Source organism: Pseudomonas sp. 25 R 14, assembly GCF_900004755.1.
GTDB lineage: Bacteria > Pseudomonadota > Gammaproteobacteria > Pseudomonadales > Pseudomonadaceae > Aquipseudomonas > Aquipseudomonas brenneri.
In genome coordinates this window covers 85,323-103,039 of sequence record NZ_CVTS01000031.1, presented here as the reverse complement: position 1 = coordinate 103,039, position 17,717 = coordinate 85,323, and the positions used below count along the sequence as shown (strand labels likewise).

The window sequence follows — 17,717 nt, the reverse complement described above, 5'->3', positions numbered from 1 at the left end:
GCCCAGGAAATACGTGGGCTTCAGGTCGGTGTTTTTCCAAAAAACAGACTTTTTCAGAGTTTCCTTAATCCCGGTTCGCGGGCCAAGATAGATGCAATAAATTTTGGTCGAAAACCGCTCTGATTGCAGGTCGAAGTGTTTTCGTTTGCAGGCCGTTACAAATATCTATGGCCTTGACCTATCAAGCCGAATGCTAACCGACGGATTTTATCCGTTTTCTCTATCGACCCCCTCTATATCTTTCAAAAAAGGAGCACATGAAGAACAGGCAAATTTATGGAGACCTCTCTGACTTCTACTTCGGCGCCGTACGCTTAGCCTACAGACAAATCAATGTATACACTTTTAACTAATGCAAACTCCCCTTCATCACTTATATCCGGAATGTAAAATCCCATCCCAAGTCCATCCACGTCAACACCACAATCATCTGAAGAAAAAACCACACCATGCTGAGCCAAACACTTCTTCAGCTCAGCATAACTTTCACCTACGATTTTTTTTCCATGCCAAGAAAAATTCTCAACCGAAAAAAACTCTACACCTTTTACAAGATCACCATCGTCATAATAAACGTGCACAGAGTGATGATCAAAAGCATCCAGCGTATTTGACGACAAAGACGTTTTTTTGAACGTTCTTAACTCTCCACCTAAACAGGCGCGAACTTCCTCTCTCGGCATACCAACGCGTATGGGACCAATTGAGCCAGTCATCAAATAATCAAAAATCATAAAACCTTACCTTTTCTTGAATTCATCAGGATTCAAAGTATCTGCATAATCCAACATTTGTTTTATAGCGGCATCATACTTATTTCCAAATTTGCCTCTTATATCATCCACGTCCATTTGGATTGCCTCCTTCAGCTTTCCTTGGGCTAGCAACTCCTCCTGCTTTGCACGATAGGCTTTTGCCTCATCCGAACGCCCATGGCTAGCCGTATCCGCATGATCCTTGGGGTCCATTTTTATAGCAGGGCCGTCCTTTGAACTTATCGGGGCACCGACATAACAGCCTTTCGCCGGACAATGATGGGAGTCTAATTTGTCATTGGCTGGTTTAGTCGTGTCTCTGTGAGCCCCGCCCAAAATCATCTCAGGGTCTTTTTTATCATTAAAGTGGTCAACTGGTCGATCCTTGACGGTTCCTGCCGTGTCACCTCTCTTCTTAGGTAACCCAGGCAACCCACCCGACAAGATACTGACGAGCAACTTCCCTCCCCCGATAAACTTCTGATCCCCGTCGTCCTCGGGTTTTAGAAGGTCAGTAGGCTCAGAAAGCCCGAGCATCTTTTCAGCAACCGCCTTGCCAACCCTCGTTTCAAACGCCTCCACCTGCTCGGAGAACTTTTGTCCCTGGGGTGTTTCGTCAACGATTTTCCCAGCGATTAACTGAAGAACACCTTTGGGGCCTTGTGCAAGCGCTAGTACATACACCACCGCTTCCATGCTATCCGGATGAGCGAGTTGATACTGATGCAGGTCCCCAGCGAGGTCGAGTGCGGCCATGAGTGCCGTTTCCTCGCCTACTGTGATGACTGGCTCTTTGATCACCATCGTTCCAGCAACCGTGGAGTCGTACTTGCTTATCATCGCGTTAACATCTGACTGCGTTTTTTTCAAAACGCCTTCGTTGATATGCATGATGCTATCTAGCTTTTTCAGCACCCCTGCCTGGAACTCAGGGTCTTTCATCATATCCATAGCCGCACTGCGGCTTTTGCCCGACAGAATCAACGCTTCAAGGGTGCTTTCCGCCAGGTCTTTGCCGGCTATGGCAACCGCCCCTGTGTCAATCTTGCGACCAAGGGCTGCCTCGACTTTGTTTACGACAGCATTCACCCCAATACTAGCCGCGTCCCAATTCGCCTTGGCTGTCTTGTCGTAGTTGTAAAGATCATTACCCCATTGCTTGGCGGTCTCGTAGGGTGTGAGCATGTCTTCGACAGATGAACTGCTGACGTAAAGATCAGTCCGGGACTCTTTATCACGTGTGATCTCATAAGCCTTGTCGACATCGCGATTCAAGCCAGAGGTCGAGTCACGCCCCGTCTCTGCGTCATTTCGAACGATGACTTCACCCGCACCCACCGTGGCACGAACGGTTTGCTCTCGCTCTTTGTCGTACTTCCAACCGCTGATATTGCCGCTGGTCTCGCCATCCTTGCCTTTGCCGACCTGGCTGGCATCAGTCGTCGTGGAATTTTGCTCCTGGGAGGCCTTGAACGTACCGCCAACGTTCAGGTAATAACCATGTTCCTTGTCTTCCCCGGATATGTCGCTGAAGCCCAGGGTACGGGTATCCAGCTTGAGCTTGCCGCTGTCGGAAGCAATCAGTGCACCGTTAATCTGAGTATTATTTTCAGTGCGGATATCAACCTTGTCTTTGGCGGTGATACGGGTCTGATCTTCAATCCAGTTGGTCTTTCCGTTGGTTTGACCAAACCCTACCGAACCGCTCACTCCAGCGCCTGGGCCAATAGTCACGGTAGCGTTGAGATCGAACTCTTTGCCCTTGACCTTGCCAGTATCAGCAATCGAGGCAACTTTGAGGTCCCCTCCGACACGACCGACAACTTCATCACCTCGCAGGGTTGCACCGGTAATGTTGGTGTCACGGCCACTGGTGAAGCCAAGACGATCGCCGGCATAGAGATAGGCCTCTTGCTGTGCCTTGCCGTCACGGTCCAGGTTACCCTTGCCCAGGCTGACACTGGCATAGAAGCCAACGCCGTCCGACCCAACCGTAATGCCGACTTCTCCTCCGGCACTGTTTCTGTTGCTCTCGCTGCTGGAAGCGTTCTGCGAGGAGCCAATGTTAAGTTCATTACCCGCTTTCAAGTCGATATCTCGACCTGCTTTGGCTTGCGTCCCCACAAGGTTCAGGTTGTTGCTGGCATCAAGTTTTATGTTGCGGCCAGCATCCAACTCCATTGCTGCCGAGGACTCGCGATTACGGTCCTCATTCGCTACCCCGTGACTGCCGCCGATACCGACTTTAAACCCGCCACTGGTTCCACCATGGATCCCTCCCCAACTTTGGGTCTGGGTGCTCTCCTGGCTGACGCTGCCCTTGGCCACATCAAGGGTGACGTCGCGCCCCTTGATATTGATATCGCGCCCTGCATTCAAGCGACTGCCTTTGACGTTGACGTCATTGCCTGCCGACAGCGTGATGTCATTGCCCGCCTGCAGTGTCGATGAGCGGTTCGTAACCTCTGTGGTTTGCTCACTTGTGCTCTGCTTGCTATTACCGAACTTGGCATCTCCCGTCGGGCCGCTCACAAACTGGCTGACCGAATCCACGGCCTTCAGTGTGCTCGATCCTTTGCTGACATTGTCCTCGCCTTTCCCTGCTCCGCTGACAGCGTTCTTGGTATTGGCATAGTTATGGTTGATCGAAACACCCAGGCCGTTGCTCTCTTTCTCGCGTATCTGCTCTGTGAGCACACTTTCGCGCGCGGCATCGATATTGATATTTCTACCCGCAGTCAGCTCAATATCATTGGCAGCGCCCACATCAGAGCCGCGCTGGTTGATATCACGCTTGGCGTTGATCGCCACATCTTGCCCGGCGCTTACCTGGCTGCCGACGGCAGTTTCTCGCTCAATGCGATTCTTCTCCGAACTGCCTTCAGTACCGGCGAAGAAACTCACGCCGTTCCCATCACTGGAAACACCAACCCCCGTCTGCTTCGACTTGGCCCAATCCCGCTGGCTCTGGGTGTTTTGCGCCGCAACGACGTTGACATCGCGCCCCGCATTAAGACTGACATCACGTCCAGCACTGACGCCACTGCCTACCAAGTTAATATCTCGCTCGGCTTGCAAGCTCGCATCACGATCCGCCGCCACCTGGCTACCTACACTGGTACTGCTTTGGGCTTCCTGGCCAGCTTTCTTGGCTGAAGAAATCGCAATGAACCCACCCGAAATCGAGCCGGTTTTCTTCTCGTATTTCTCGCTACGGCTATAAGCGGTGTCATTCGCAGAAATCAGGTTGATGTCACCCGTGTCCTTGACCAACCCAGCCCTTAACTCGACATCGTTTTCAGCACTGATCTCACTGGCCCGCACCCGCACATCATTACCCGCCGCCACCACCACGTCATTGCCCGCCTCCAACTCACTGCCCACTTGGCTGGCAGTAGTTTTCAACTGACTCTTGCCGCTTTTGGAAAGCCCCAGGAACCCGGACTTGATCTTCTTGCTGTAGGAGCCATGCTCCTCGACACCCGACAGCACCGCGATGTCACCGGTGGCACCCAACAACATGTCGCCGCCTGCTTTCAACTGGCTGCCGATCACAGTGACGTCACGTCCGCCATCGATGCTCATGCCGCCATCGGCTTGCTTGCTGGCGTTGACGGTCAGGTCTTTGCCGGCTTCGACGACGGAGGCTACGTTGGTGCTGTCGTAGCTTTCCTGCTGTCGGCTTTTGCTGCGGCCGAATGAGCCTTTGCTCTTTTTCGAGTAGAACGAAGCGTCTTCGTCCAGTGCCGACAGGATGCTCACATCGCGTTGTGCATCAAGGGCCACGTTGCCGCCACCGGAAATCCGGCTGGCGGTGAGTTCCAGATCTTTACCAGCATTGAGCGATACGTCGCCGCCGGCCGTCAGCACGCTGGAAACCTGGCTGATGTGATCCTTGGACTGAGTGACCTTCTTGGACTTGCTCGATGAATGCTGTTCGTCGGCGGCCGACGAAATACTCAAGTTTTCGGTCGTCGTAATGCTCAAGTCACGCTTGGCCTCGATGCGGCTGGCAATGGCGGTGAAGTCACGCCCTGCCGACACGTTGAAGTCGCGGCCAGCCTCCACACTGGCACCGTTTTGCGTCACAGTTTCGGTGCGTAGACGGTTGCCCAGATCCAAGCCATTGCGTTGTTCAACCGCATCGATGTGAACATCACGGCCAGCGACAAGCGTGGTATCACGCCCGCTTTTCAGCACGCCACCGGTGTTGGACACGTCACGGCCGGCATTCATTGTCAGGTCATTCGCAGCCTCGATGCGTGACGCACTGTCGAGATAGTCGCGACGCTCCGCGGTTCCATTGCCGGTTCGGGTTACGGCACGTTCGTTGATCACATCACCCTTGATCGCGGTGAGCGTCACGTCGCGTCCGACGATGATGCCACCGGACTTGTTGACGATATTGTTACCCGCCAGCAGGTCCAGGCGGTTACCGGCTTCGATCAAACCGCTGTTGATCAGGTCATTACCCGCTTTGGCCGATAGATTGTTGGTGGCGCGCAGTGTGCCGGCGTTCTCCAGGTTCTCGCCGGTGATCAGATTCAGATCGTTACCGGCGATCAATGCACCGTTGGGTGCAAGACGATTGTTGGCCTGGGCCATGTAAAGCACGGGCACCAGCACCTTCTCACCGTTCACTTCGTGCTGTTCGAGCCAGACGATGTCATGGGTCAGTGCCGCGACCTGTTGCGAGGTCAAGGTCACGCCCACTGCCAGGTTCAGTTGCTGTTTGCTCTGGATCGCATTGTCCATCAGGTACTTGAACAGTTTCTCGTCGGTGTTCTGACCGCCGATAAAACGCTGTCCTGTACGCGCCTGCACAGCCTGCTGGATCAACCGTTGCTCATAGAGGCCATCGCCCAGGCGTTTGGCGCTTTCGTCCGGGTTGTAACCCAGCCCTGAGAGCAAATAGTCGGAGCTCATGAACTGCTTGAGGTCCGTGAGCACCGGGTTGGTTTCGATCAGGTACTTGTGCGGCTGGGACGACGGTGCTGTAGGCGTAAAGCCCTGCACACGATTGACGGTCTGACTGGCAACCGTTGTGGTATGTGCACCGGCATCAAGCGGCTGAGCGGCAACCAATGCCACTTGCGTGGGGCCACTGGCCAGGTTTTGTGTATTGGGTGTGCTGACCACCGGCTGGACGCCTGGCATAACCGGCGTCACGCCAGGAATGTCCAACGTCGGTCGAGACGGCTCGCCCGGCGTGGCGACCTGAATGTGTGTATCCCTTTGAGTCAGCGCCAAGTCAGGCTGATCGCTTGGCCCTGTGACGTTGGCCACTGGCGGAGTTGGGCCTGTAGACGGATTTTGGGCGTTAATGCCCTCGCCCCGGGCGATTTCACCTGTGGTGATCTGGCTGGGAGTCCAACCGCTGCCGTTGTCGACATCGCCGGCCCCGGCAACGTTAAGTGTTCTGCTGGTGGCAGTGATGCCACTGACCTGACGTGCTGTCGGGTCCAACTGGCGGGTAGTCGCGGCCTGTTGAGTCACATTTTTCAAGTCGAAGGTGCGCGTCTCAAGCGCCGGCTGTGCGTCCTGACGCTGAGCAAGGCCGAGGGTGGCACCGCCCATGGTCCAACTCTGCGGGCCACTGGCGGCTTGGGTGGCTTGAGTGTCATCACCCGCCTGGCTACTGAGGCGGAACAGACCGTGGGTGCCGTTGGGCAAGGTGAACCCGCGTAATGTCAGGGGGTTGACTTGTTGCTGTGCCAGGTCCGGTGGCAATTGTGGAGCGAGTTGCACCACCACTGTTGCTGGGCCACTGGCGACGCCAGTGTCCTCATTACGCGGAGCGCGCGCGGACAAGGCAGTGAAGGACGTTTCAATGCTGTTGATCAAGGTCTTGCTAGCGCTGATGTTCACAGTACCTGCAGCTTGGATGATCGCCGGTGCCAGTGACGCGCCGGCGGACGATACCAAGGTATCGCCAATCAGCCTGAACGTTGACAACGCACTAACCGGTAGGCTTTTTGGTCCTGACTGGGCGTTGTAGGGGTCCATGAAGCTACGTTTGAAACGCCAAAAAGTACCGTCGGTCGCTTCCATCCGCCAGGTACGGGTACGCGTCCCGGAGCCAGACGCAGCGCCTTTGTTGGTCAGCGTATCCGCAGCGATGTTCATGTCAGCGCCGGCAGCAACAACACTGTATTCATTGAGCAGCGTGTCAGCGGCGATATCCATACGCCCGGTCGATTGGATAGTCGAAGTAGCCGATGTCTTCAGCAGCTCACTTTGATAGTTCTCCGTGCCGACAAAATCGACAACATAGTGATCGCCACGGCAGTCCCAACAAATATTGGTGAGTGACCCGCCGCTACCGGCGGTGTCTTTTGTGGTGAACTCATCCCGGCGGTTAGTCAGGCTGGCAACCTTGAGTGACATATCACGACCGGACTCAATGCTGCCGGATACGTTTTCGAGACTGGCTGCTTTGCTCACGCCATCTCGACCGGTCACATCCAGTTGCCCAAGGCTGTAGATGTCGCCGTACTGGTTAGTGATTGTGTTGCTGTGCAAAGCCATGTCATTGCCGCTGAACAGCAAGCCATGATCGTTCAACAGGGTATCGCTGGTTACTGTCACGTTCTGAGCGCCACCCAACGTCCCGTAGTTGTTCAGCGCCCCTGCCGAGAGATTGAGATTGGTCGCAGAGGTCAAGCGTCCATAGTTGTTCAATTGACCATCAATGTTGACCAGGGTATCGCCACCGCCAGTAATCTTGGCGCTCTTACTGAGGTCCAACTGAGCCGCATGCAGGTTGAGACCGCTCTGGCTGGTGATTCGCCCGTTACCGCTATAAACGCCCGTGAGGTCGAGCTTTAAACTGCCATCACTGGCAATCAAGCCATTATTGACCCAACTGCCGCCCTTGCCTTCCAAGTGCGTCGAAGCCAGCAGTTGTCCGGTCTCAGTCTGGGTGAAGCTATTGACGTTGACGTTCAAACGCCCGGCCTGGATGACGCTGGTGTTGGTCCAGGTGTCCGCGTTCAAGGTCAGGCCGCCACGAGTGACTATGGTGCCCCCGGCACCCGTCACGTTGGGCAACGAGATGTCGAACGTGCCCTCACCCACATGCAGCAATTGGCCGCCGTTGTTCTGGAAGCTGGTAGCCGCCAGGGTCAAGTCCTGGTTGGCGGTTTCCACGGCGCCGTTACGGTTGTCGAACACACCGCCGATCTGGAACTCCGTCTTGCCCGTACGACCCAGCGCGCGTAACTTGCCGCCCTGGTTATCGATGGCGTTGGCGGCCACGGTCAGGTTGTTGGTGCTTTCGATCAGGCCGTTGTGGTTGGTCAGTTGGCCATTGAGGCCTAGCGCGATCTGGTCACCGGCAATCTGGCCGGTGCTGTTATCAAGGCTACCGCCATTGATGCGCATGAGGGCTTTGGCGTACAAAGCGCCCTGCTGGTTATTGAGGGTTGCGGCGGTCAGCAGCGCATTCCCCGTCTGCGCGCCAACGTGACCACCCTGATTATCGAGCTGGCCAGCCGTCAGCAGAAGGCTCTGGCCCTGAATCAAGCCGCCCTTGGGGTTACCGCTCAGGTCATGACCGTTGCGAAGCACACCCACCACACCGGCCTCGATGGCACCCTTGAGACTGGCGAGCACACCGCTGCGGTTGTCGAGGTTGCCGGCCTTGAGGTGCACGTCGCCGGTCTGGCTGATGATATTGCCGCCTTGGTTGTCGAGGTCGCTATTGACCTCGACACGCAAACCGTTTTGCCCCTGCAATTTGCCCTGCGCGTTGGTCAGGCCAAAGGCTTTGATTTGCAGGTCGCCTTCTTGACTGTAAATCAGGCCGTCGGCGTTGTTTTGCACAATAGCGCTGGCATCAATGGCTAGCCGACCTTTGGACGCAACGGTGCCGCCTTCGCTGTTGTTCAGACCACCCATGGCCAATGACAGAGCTCCCTGGCTAGCGAGTTGCCCACCACGGTTATCCACTTCAATAGCTTGCTTGAGCGCCAGCGAACTGGTACCCGCAATCTTGCCGTTGACGTTGCCAAGGTGACCTTGCAGGTTGAGCACCAGATGGTCGTTACCCATCAGCGACCCACCGGTATTGAGCAAGTTGCCACCCAGAAAATTCAGGTTGCGCAGGGCCGTGATAGTGCCGGCACTGTTGTCGAGGTTGGCCGCGCTCAGATCCAGCGTCGAACCGCTGTCGATCAACCCACCTTGGGTGTTGTTCAATGCGCCAATCACGCTCAAGGTCTGCTGCGCGCCGCTGGAGATAACACCTTTGTTGCTGTTATCCAGACTGGCGGCGCTGACATTCAAGCGGCCTTGGCTGGCCAGCGCGCCTTCGCCACTGTTGAGTAAGCTGCCACTGAGGCGCACATCAAGATCGCCGTTGCGGCTGGACAGCGTGCCTTTGTCACGGTTGTCCAGGCGCGTGCCGGTCAGATTCAGACCCTGCCAACCTGAGATCAGGCCGCCTCGATTGACAGTTTCATCTGCCTGCACAGTGAGCGTCTGTTGGCTGATGAGCGTACCCGCACTGTTATCCAGGTTACGGGCCGCCAGGCTCAGGACACTTTGGCTGGAGACTTCACCGCCTTGGTTTTGCAGGTCGCGCAAGCGCTTCAAGGTCAGCGGGCCTTTAGCGAAGACAAGGCCTTTACGGTTATCCAGATCACCGTTGGACAGGTCCACCGTCAAGCGCTGCTCACCAATCAGCCGGCCGTCACGCAGTGCCAGGGAGGTCAGCGTAAGGTCCATATCACCCTTGGCGGACACCTCACCGCCATCGCTGGCGTCCAGGGCCTGTGCATTCAACTGCAGGCGACCCTGGCTGTTGATCAGGCCTTTGGCGCTGTTGTCCAAGGCCGAAGCATTGATTGTCAGGGCGCTGGTGCCAAGCAGGCTGCCGCCCTGGTTATTGAGGTTGCCCGCATTGACTGTCAGTGCTTGCGCGGCGTTGATCAACCCTTGCTGCCCGTTGCTCAGCAGCCCGGTGCTGGTCAATTCAAGGTCAGCACGACTGGTGAGCGTACCGCCGCTGTTATCGACGGCGGCCGCTTGAGCACTCAGGCTCGCACCTGCAACCAAACCCTTGACGTTGGTGAGTACCTGGTCGATACGCAGGGTCAGGCCCTGATTGCTGAGGACTCGACCACTGCTGTTATCCAGGTTGCGCGCCACGATATTGAACGCCTGGCCACTGGAGATTTCACCCGCTTGGTTGTTCACACCATTGAGGTGGCTGAGCACCAGCGGTCCGGTCGCGTTGATGAGGCCCTGCTGATTGTTAAGCTGACCATTGTTCAGGCCTAGGGTCAGGCCCGCGTTACTGAACAGCTTGCCACCTTGTTGATCAAGCCCATTGACGCTGGCCGTCAGGGCCTGGGCGCTGCCGATGTTGCCGGCGCTGTTGTTCACTAGCCCCGCCTTCAGCTCCAAGGTGTCGCCACTGGTGAGACGGCCCCCAGTGTTATCCAGCGCGCCAGTGGTTACACTGACCGCCCCTTTGCCACTGAGCACGCCCTTCTGGTTCCCCAAGCTAGCGCTGCGCAGGTGCAGCGTGCTGTCAGTCACGAGCTCACCGCCCTCGTTGTCCACTCCACCCGTTAAACCCAGATCCAACGCCTGGGCACTGGAAATTCGGCCCTGACGGTTGACCAGGCTGGCTGCACTGACGTCCAGGCGCCCTTCACTGTTGAGCACGCCTTGAGTGTTATTGAGCTCACCTTTGAGATCAAGTTGCAGAAGCTGCTGGGCGAGCAGTTTGCCGTTGCTGTTGTCCAGGTCCTGAGCGCTCAGCATCAGCCGCTGAGTGTTGAGATGGCCTTGGTTGCGATTAAGCAGCTGGGTGAGCGTGAGGTTCAATGATTGCCCGGCCAGTACACGACCAGCATCGCTGTTATCCAGGGTTTGCCCGGTGACGGTCAGGTCGGCGTTAGTCGACAGTTCGCCGCCACGATTGTCGATACTATCGACCCGCAGTTTCAGCGCTTTATCGGCGCCAACCAGGCCTTTGCGGTTGTCCAGGGACGCACCACGCACATCCACTGCCGTAGTGCTGATGAGTTGACCGCCACGGTTATCGACCTCATCGATATCAACCGTCACCAATGCCTTGCCCGATACGTCACCTTCACGGTTGTCGAGCCGAGCGGAAGACAGCCGCATGGCGCCGTCGGCAATCAGTGTTCCGCGCTGGTTATCAAGTGCTTGGGTGGCAGAGACGTCCATGACGCCACGACTGTTGAGCAAACCATCAGTGTTGTCCAAGCGGGCACTGTTGGCGTTGAGGGAGGCTGCGCTGATCGCACCTTTGGCGTTGCCCAAGGCGTCTTGAATCTGCAGTGTCAGGCCTTGGTTGCTGATCAGCTTGCCGCCGGCGTTATCCAGGTTACGAGCCGCCAGGACGAAGGCGTGCTGGCTGGAAATTTCGCCACGCTGGTTGTTCACATCGGCGAGGTTTTTCAACATCAGCAGCGGGCTATTGATCAAGCCGCCCACATTGCTCAGTTGGCCGTGGTTCAGGTCAAGATCGAGCTGGGTATTACTGAATAGCTCACCGCCCTGTTGACTCAGGCCGGTGATCGCGGCGGTCAGGTTTTTGCTGCTGGCGATACGTCCGCTGTTGTCCACCTGGGTGGCTGCCAGGTCCAGGCGATCGGCGCTGGTGATACGACCATTGTTGTTAAGCACTCCGGTGCTCAGGCTCAGCGCACCACGGCTGTTGAGCAGACCTTTGGGGCCGTTGTCCAGGCTGGCGCTGGTCAGGATGAGACTGGCATCGGTCTCCATGATGCCGCCCTGGTTGGTGATAGCACCACCGGTAGCCAGGGTAAGCGCACCCGCCGAAGAGAGTGCACCGGCGTTGTTGTTAAGGGTCGCGCTGGTCAGTTGCAACGTGCCCTCGCTGCTGACCTGGCCCTGCTGGTTATCCAGTCGCCCGTCCAATTCAGTGCCGGGAATGGCAGCCAGGGAAATATCGAGTGACTGCTGGCCGGCAAAGCGGCCTTGGCCGTTGTCCAGGCGCGCGCCGTTGAAGCGGTTGTCTCGGGCAAATACCAGACCTTGGGCTTGGTTGATCACGTGGGCCACGGCCAATTCCAGCGCCGTACCTGCCATCAGTTTGCCTGCGCTGTTATCCAGGCGCTGTCCCTTGAAGTCGACACTGCTCTGGCTGGAGATCTCGCCCGCGCGGTTATCAACGGTGTCGACCGTCAGTTTCAGCGCTTTTGTAGCGCCTACCAGACCGCCATCGCGATTGTCCAGGGAAGTCCCACTCAGGCTCAGCTCGTTCTGGGCAACCAGCTCACCGCCCTGTTGGGCCAGTACGCCGATGGTTGCCTGCAGATCACTCTGACTGGCGATGCGGCCAGCCGCGTTTTGCACATTGTCGGCAGTCAGTCGCAGGGGCCCGACGGCACTCACCAGGCCCTTCTGGTTGCGCAACTGTTGCCCGGCGAAACTCAAGTCCGCCTTGCTGCTGAGTGAGCCTTGCTGATTGTCCACTTCAGCCACATTGAGTTGAAGGTCCTTCTGGGAAAGGATCACACCGCTGCGGTTGTCGACATTCGCACTGTGCAGCGTCAACAGGTCCTGCCCGGTTAGCCGCCCTTCGCGGTTATCCAGACGGCCGGCACGCAGTTCCATCGCGCCCTTGGCCAACACCTGCCCTTTTGCCTGGTTGTCCAGTAGCCCGTCAATCGTTGCGCTGAGCCGGCCGTCACTCGCCAATTTCCCCGCCTGGCGGTTATCCAGGCTTGCCGCGCGTACGTCCAGCGCGGTACCGGCACCGAGTGTGCCGGCCTGATTATTCAAAGCACCCTTGACCTTCACGTCCAGGCTGACATCACCGAGCACTTGCCCTGCGGCATTGCTCAAGCTTGCCGCATTCAACTGCGTGTGGCCTGTGCTGACGATTTCGCCCTGGTCGTTAAGCAGATCTTCTTTGACCGCCAGACGCGCGCCTACGGAGCTGCTGACTTTGCCTTCGCGGTTATCCAGGCGCGAGGCATCAAGCCCAACGCCGGCGGCTGAAATCAGCCCCTTGACGTTGAGCAGGGCCTGTTCGATTTTGAGGGTCAAGCCTTGGTCGCTGAGTAAATTGCCGGCGCTGTTATCCAGGCTGTCGGCACTCACGGTAAAGGCCTTCGTGCTGGAAATTTCGCCGTTACGGTTGTCGACACCTTTCAGGTTTTTGAGCAACAACCGCCCCGGCGCGTTGATAAAACCATCGGCGTTGTTCAAGTGCCCATGGTTCATGTCCAGGGTCAGTTCGCTGTTGCTGTAAAGTTCGCCAGCACCGCGCTGGTCCAGGCTGGTGATATTGGCGTTGAGCGCCTGGTCACTGGCGATGCGGCCCTCGAAGCGGTTGTCGACGTCGGTCGCGATCAGGTCGAGGCGATCAGCGCTGGTGACACGGCCCTGGCGCTGGTTGAGCAATACGCCGGTAGTCAGTTGCAATGCACCATCAGCAACAATACGCCCTGCGCTGTTGTCGACACTGCCAGCTTTCACCGTCGTGGTATCCGCGCTGAGCACATCACCGTTCTGGTTACTGATCGCATTGGCTGCGGTCAACAAGAGTGCCCCGCCGCTGCTGATGCGTCCGCCGTTGTTGGCCACGCTGGCAGCGCGCAATTGCAAGGCGGCGTCGCTGCGCATTACGCCTTGGCTGTTGTCAGCCTGTTCGGTCAGGGTCATATCCAGGTTGCGTTTGGCGTAGAGACTGCCTTGGGCGCTGTTGTCCAGGCTGGTTGCCTTGAGGTTGACATCCTGTTGCGCAGAAATCAGGCCCTTGAGCTGGTTGTTCAGCCTGTCGAGCGTCAACTGGAGCGTGCTATTGGCCAGTACGCGACCGGCATTGCTGTTGTCCAGTTCGCGGCCGGTCATCGTCAGTTCGGTAACGCTGGAAACTTCACCCCCTTGGTTGTCCAGCTTGCCGATGGACAGGTTCATGGCCTTGCCCGAGTTAAGCAACCCGGCCTGACGGTTATCCAACTGGTCGCCCGTGACCTGCAACTGCCCGACCGAGGTGATGCTGCCGCCGCGGTTATCCACACTCCCCACCACCAGGTGCGCGTCACCCTTGCTGGTCAGACGGCCCTTGGACTGGTTGTCCAGGCTGGCAGCATTGACCGTCAGCGTCTGACCGGCAGCTAGCGTGCCTTTGTCATTGTTGACCGCGCCGTGGCTGGTCAAAGTCAAGCGGTTATCGCCCTGGATGCGCCCCTGACTGTTGTCCAGCGCAGCCACTTCGACTGTCGAGTGCTGACCCAGCAATTCACCGTTGCGGTTGTCCAGCACACCGTCTACGCCGAGGTTCAGGTCGGAAACGGCACTCAGCTTGCCGCCCTGGTTGCCCAGACTGGCGCTGTTTACCTGCAAGGCCGCGGCGGAAATCAAGCCGCGGGTGTTGTCCAGCGCTTGAGCAATGCGCAAGGTCAGGGCTTGCTGGCTGAGTATCTTGCCGTCCGTCGTATTCAAGGCCGTCGCCGCCAACTCAAAGGCGCGCGCACTGGAAATTTCACCGCTCTGGTTATCAACGCTGCCCAGTTGCTTGAGCAGCAATTTCCCTGGGGCATTGATCAGACCAGAACTATTGTTGAGATGGCCACCTTGCAGGTCCAGGCTTACATCGGCTTGGCTGGAGACCTGCCCCTTGCGGCTGTTGTCCAGCGCGGTAACCGTCATACCCAACTGGGTCGCGCTGCTAAGGCGCCCGCCCTGGTTGCTCAGCTTGCCGGTCGTAATCTTCAGGTCGCTGGCACTGGAGAGTGTTGCGTCATCATTGGTTAAACCGGAGGCGTTGATGGTCAAACGATCATCGCTGCGCAGTGTGCCTTGGGCGTTGTTAAACTGGCCGCCGAGGGCCACACCCAATTGACCTTTGGCATACAGACTACCGCCTGCACTGTTATCCAACCCTTGCCCCGTGAGCTGTACCTGCTGAGCGGCAATGCGACCCTTGAGCGAGTTGTTCAGGTCGGTGGCATTCAACTGCAGGTCAGTGCCGGCACTCAAAAGCCCCGCTTGGTTGAGCAGGCTGCCCGCAATCCCTGCCGTCAGCGCACCGTCGCTGGTCAAGTTACCTTTGCGGTTATCCAGACTGGCGCTGTTGAGCGTCACGCTGTGCCCAGCGGCCAACGTGCCTGCCTGGTTGCTGACCGCGCCGCCCGCTTGGAGCAGCAACGTCGAATCACCCTGTACCAGGCCCTGGTCGTTATTGAGCGTCCCAACGCCAAGCACAAGATTTTTGCCCAGAACCTTTGCGCTGCGGTTATCGAGTTCGCCATCGACTTGCAAATTGACGCTATCCACCGCAGCGAGTCGACCGGACTGGTTAATCAGCGTTCCAGCCCTTACATCCAGGGCCTTTGCGGTCAACGCACCTTTGGTGTTGTCCAGGGCGCGGGCAATGCGAACACTCAAGGCTTGCTCGCTGAGCAACTTGCCGGCGCTGTTATTGAGTTGATCCGCATTCAGATCGAAGGCTTGGGCGCTGGAGATTTCGCCGCCCTGGTTATCGACGCTGTTAAGTTGAGTCAACAACAACTGGCCTGGGGAATTGATCAAGCCACCCTGGTTGTTCAGGTGACCCCGATTGAGGTTCAGGCTCAAATCGCGTTGGCTGAAAAGTTGGCCGCCATTGCTGTTGTCCAGGCTTCCCACGGTCAACTGTGCGCCTGCGTCGGCACTGAAACTCCCGCTTTGATTGGCGAGCAAACCACCCACCCTGGCGTTAAGCCGCTCACGACTGTGAACTCGACCGCGTTGGTCGTTGATCAAACTGGCAACGTCAATATCCAGCCCGCTGGCTGCAATCTGACCGGCACCATTGTTCAGCGTCTGGGCGATACGCAGGCCCAAGGCCTGGTCACTGAGCAGCTTGCCTGCGCGGTTGTCGAGGCTGTTTGCCGCGACAGTAAAACCATAGGCACTGGAAATTTCGCCGCTGCGGTTGTCGACACTATTGAGATTTTTCAACGTCAGTTGGCCACTGGCATTGATCAAGCCTGCATCGCGGTTGTCGAGGTGGCCGTTGCCCAGGTCCAGGGTTACGTCGCTATTGCTGGAAATGCGCCCTTGCTCATGCTGGTCGAGGCTGGTGACACGGGCATTGAGAGCCTTGGCGCTGGAGATTGATCCACCTTGGCTGTTATTGAGCGAGCCGGTCGCCAGTTCCAGGGCGCCGCCACTGACGAGTACACCCTGTTGCTGGTTGTTGAAAGTTCCGGCACTGACCTGTGCGGCAGTACCAGACTCGATTCGGCCCTGCTGTTGATTCTCCAACGTACCGGCAATATTCAGCCCCAGGTCGCCCTGACTGGTCAGGACGCCTGACTGGCTGTTGTCCAGTTGCCCGGCGTTAATCTGCAGATGCTGCCCGGCAACCAGGCGACCACCTTGATTATTGGCCATGCTACTTGCGGTCAAGCGTAGCGCCTGGCCGGCAGATATCAGGCCAGCGACGTTGTCCAGACTCTCCACCTGCAAGGTGACTTCAGCCAGGCTTGAGAGCTCACCCTTACGATTAACCAACTGCCCGACGCTCCCGCTCAGGCCTCGGTCGCCGACCACCAAGCCTGCGTTGGAATTGAGCAGCCGTGCGGTATTCAGCTCAATACTTGCGGCACTCAACACGCGACCTTGCTGTTGGTTATCCAGTGTTGCGGCACTGACCTTGAGCTGGTTTTGTGCACTCAGGGTGCCGCCCTGATTATTCAGAGCTCCAGCGACATTGACTGAAAGATCGCGGCTGGCAACGAGTGTCTTGCCGTTGTTGTTCAACTGCCCGGCTGAGACCTGAACATCACCCTGAACATTGCGTGTCTGGTCAACATTGACACCCGCTTCGATGATGCCGTTGTTGGTCAACGCACCACCGCTTTGTAGCTGCACACGATCACGAGCAACCAAGTTTTTTTGGTTGGTCAGATCGCCCTGAGTTTTCATGTTCAGGGAACCGCCTGCGGCGACCAGCCCCTGAGTTTCGACGCTCTGGGCCTTCACATTGACAGCACCGCCCGCGGTTGTCAGGCCCATGACCACATTGCCACCGCCATCGATCTGAATATCGCCGCCCGCGACCATATCTCCCGACAATTTCACGCCGACACCGGCTTCAGTACCAATCAGCTTGACCGCGCCCACATACATGCCGCCCAGCGCCGACGAATCAATCGCCAGATCCGGCGCCTGGCTGCCATCCGCCGCCCGCGCCGTGGCATTCAGGGTGCGAGCGTCGACGTCGTTACGACCAGCGACGATTGTGAGTTTTTTCGCCTGAATCTGCGCATTGATGGTGGTGGCACGGGTGATGATTTCGAACTGGTCGACGTTGCTGGCATTCAGGCCAGCGCCTTCGATAGCCACACTGCCCTGATCAACCTGGTAACGATTGATCTGGCCGTTTTCGATCACGGCTTTACCGGTAGTGAGTGTCGCTTGCGGGGTGTTGATAAAGCCGCAACCGTTACAGCTGATGCCATAGGGGTTGGCGACGATCACATGCGCCGATTGCCCGGCCACTTCGGTGTAGCCACGCAATTGGCTGGGGCTGCCGCCGTTGACTTCGTTGAGGATGATATTGGCAGCGGCGCCGTTGAGATTGGGGTTGCCGACGATGATGCCACCCAGTTGCGTGGACTGGGTGCGGTCGGTGGCGTTGTTGAGGATGACCCCGTTGGCACCGACGTTGTAGTCATGGAACTGGTTGTGCGAAAGACCATTGGCGTTGGGCGTGGCTATGTTGACGATGGGTACACCGTTACCCGCTTGCCCGAGCGTAGTACCCGGGGCATTCACCACAATACCGTCCGCCTGGGCCAACAACGGTTGCCAGAACATGGCGTTGGCCAGGATCAATGCCAATCCGCGTTTAGGCAGCCCCAGGAAATGGGAACGGCTTTTTACCGCAGCAGAAGGCTGGCGCGCGAGGAAGGCGAACTGGCGTACATCCATGTCATGTCTCGATGCCCAAAGGCGGTCAAAAAT

2 protein-coding genes are annotated in these 17,717 nt (G+C 57.4%); both read right to left on the bottom strand.

Features of this window, described 5'->3' with window-relative positions:
- Positions 1 to 314 precede the first annotated feature (314 nt).
- Positions 315 to 734, bottom strand: coding sequence for an outer membrane protein assembly factor BamE (locus BFQ03_RS29660; RefSeq protein ID WP_139115656.1), 420 nt, complete (start codon positions 732 to 734; stop codon positions 315 to 317).
- A gap of 6 nt (positions 735 to 740) precedes the next feature.
- Entirely contained in the window at positions 741 to 17,684 is a 16,944-nt protein-coding gene (locus BFQ03_RS07550) for a hemagglutinin repeat-containing protein (protein ID WP_239695225.1), read from the bottom strand.
- Between the last annotated feature and the right edge of the window lie 33 nt (positions 17,685 to 17,717).

Bases quoted from the DNA above. Each gene is read 5' to 3' on its own strand.
- BFQ03_RS07550 (WP_239695225.1), bottom strand. From the start codon at position 17,684: ATGGATGTACGCCAGTTCGCCTTCCTCGCGCGCCAGCCTTCTGCTGCG.
- BFQ03_RS29660 (WP_139115656.1), bottom strand. From the start codon at position 734: ATGATTTTTGATTATTTGATGACTGGCTCAATTGGTCCCATACGCGTT.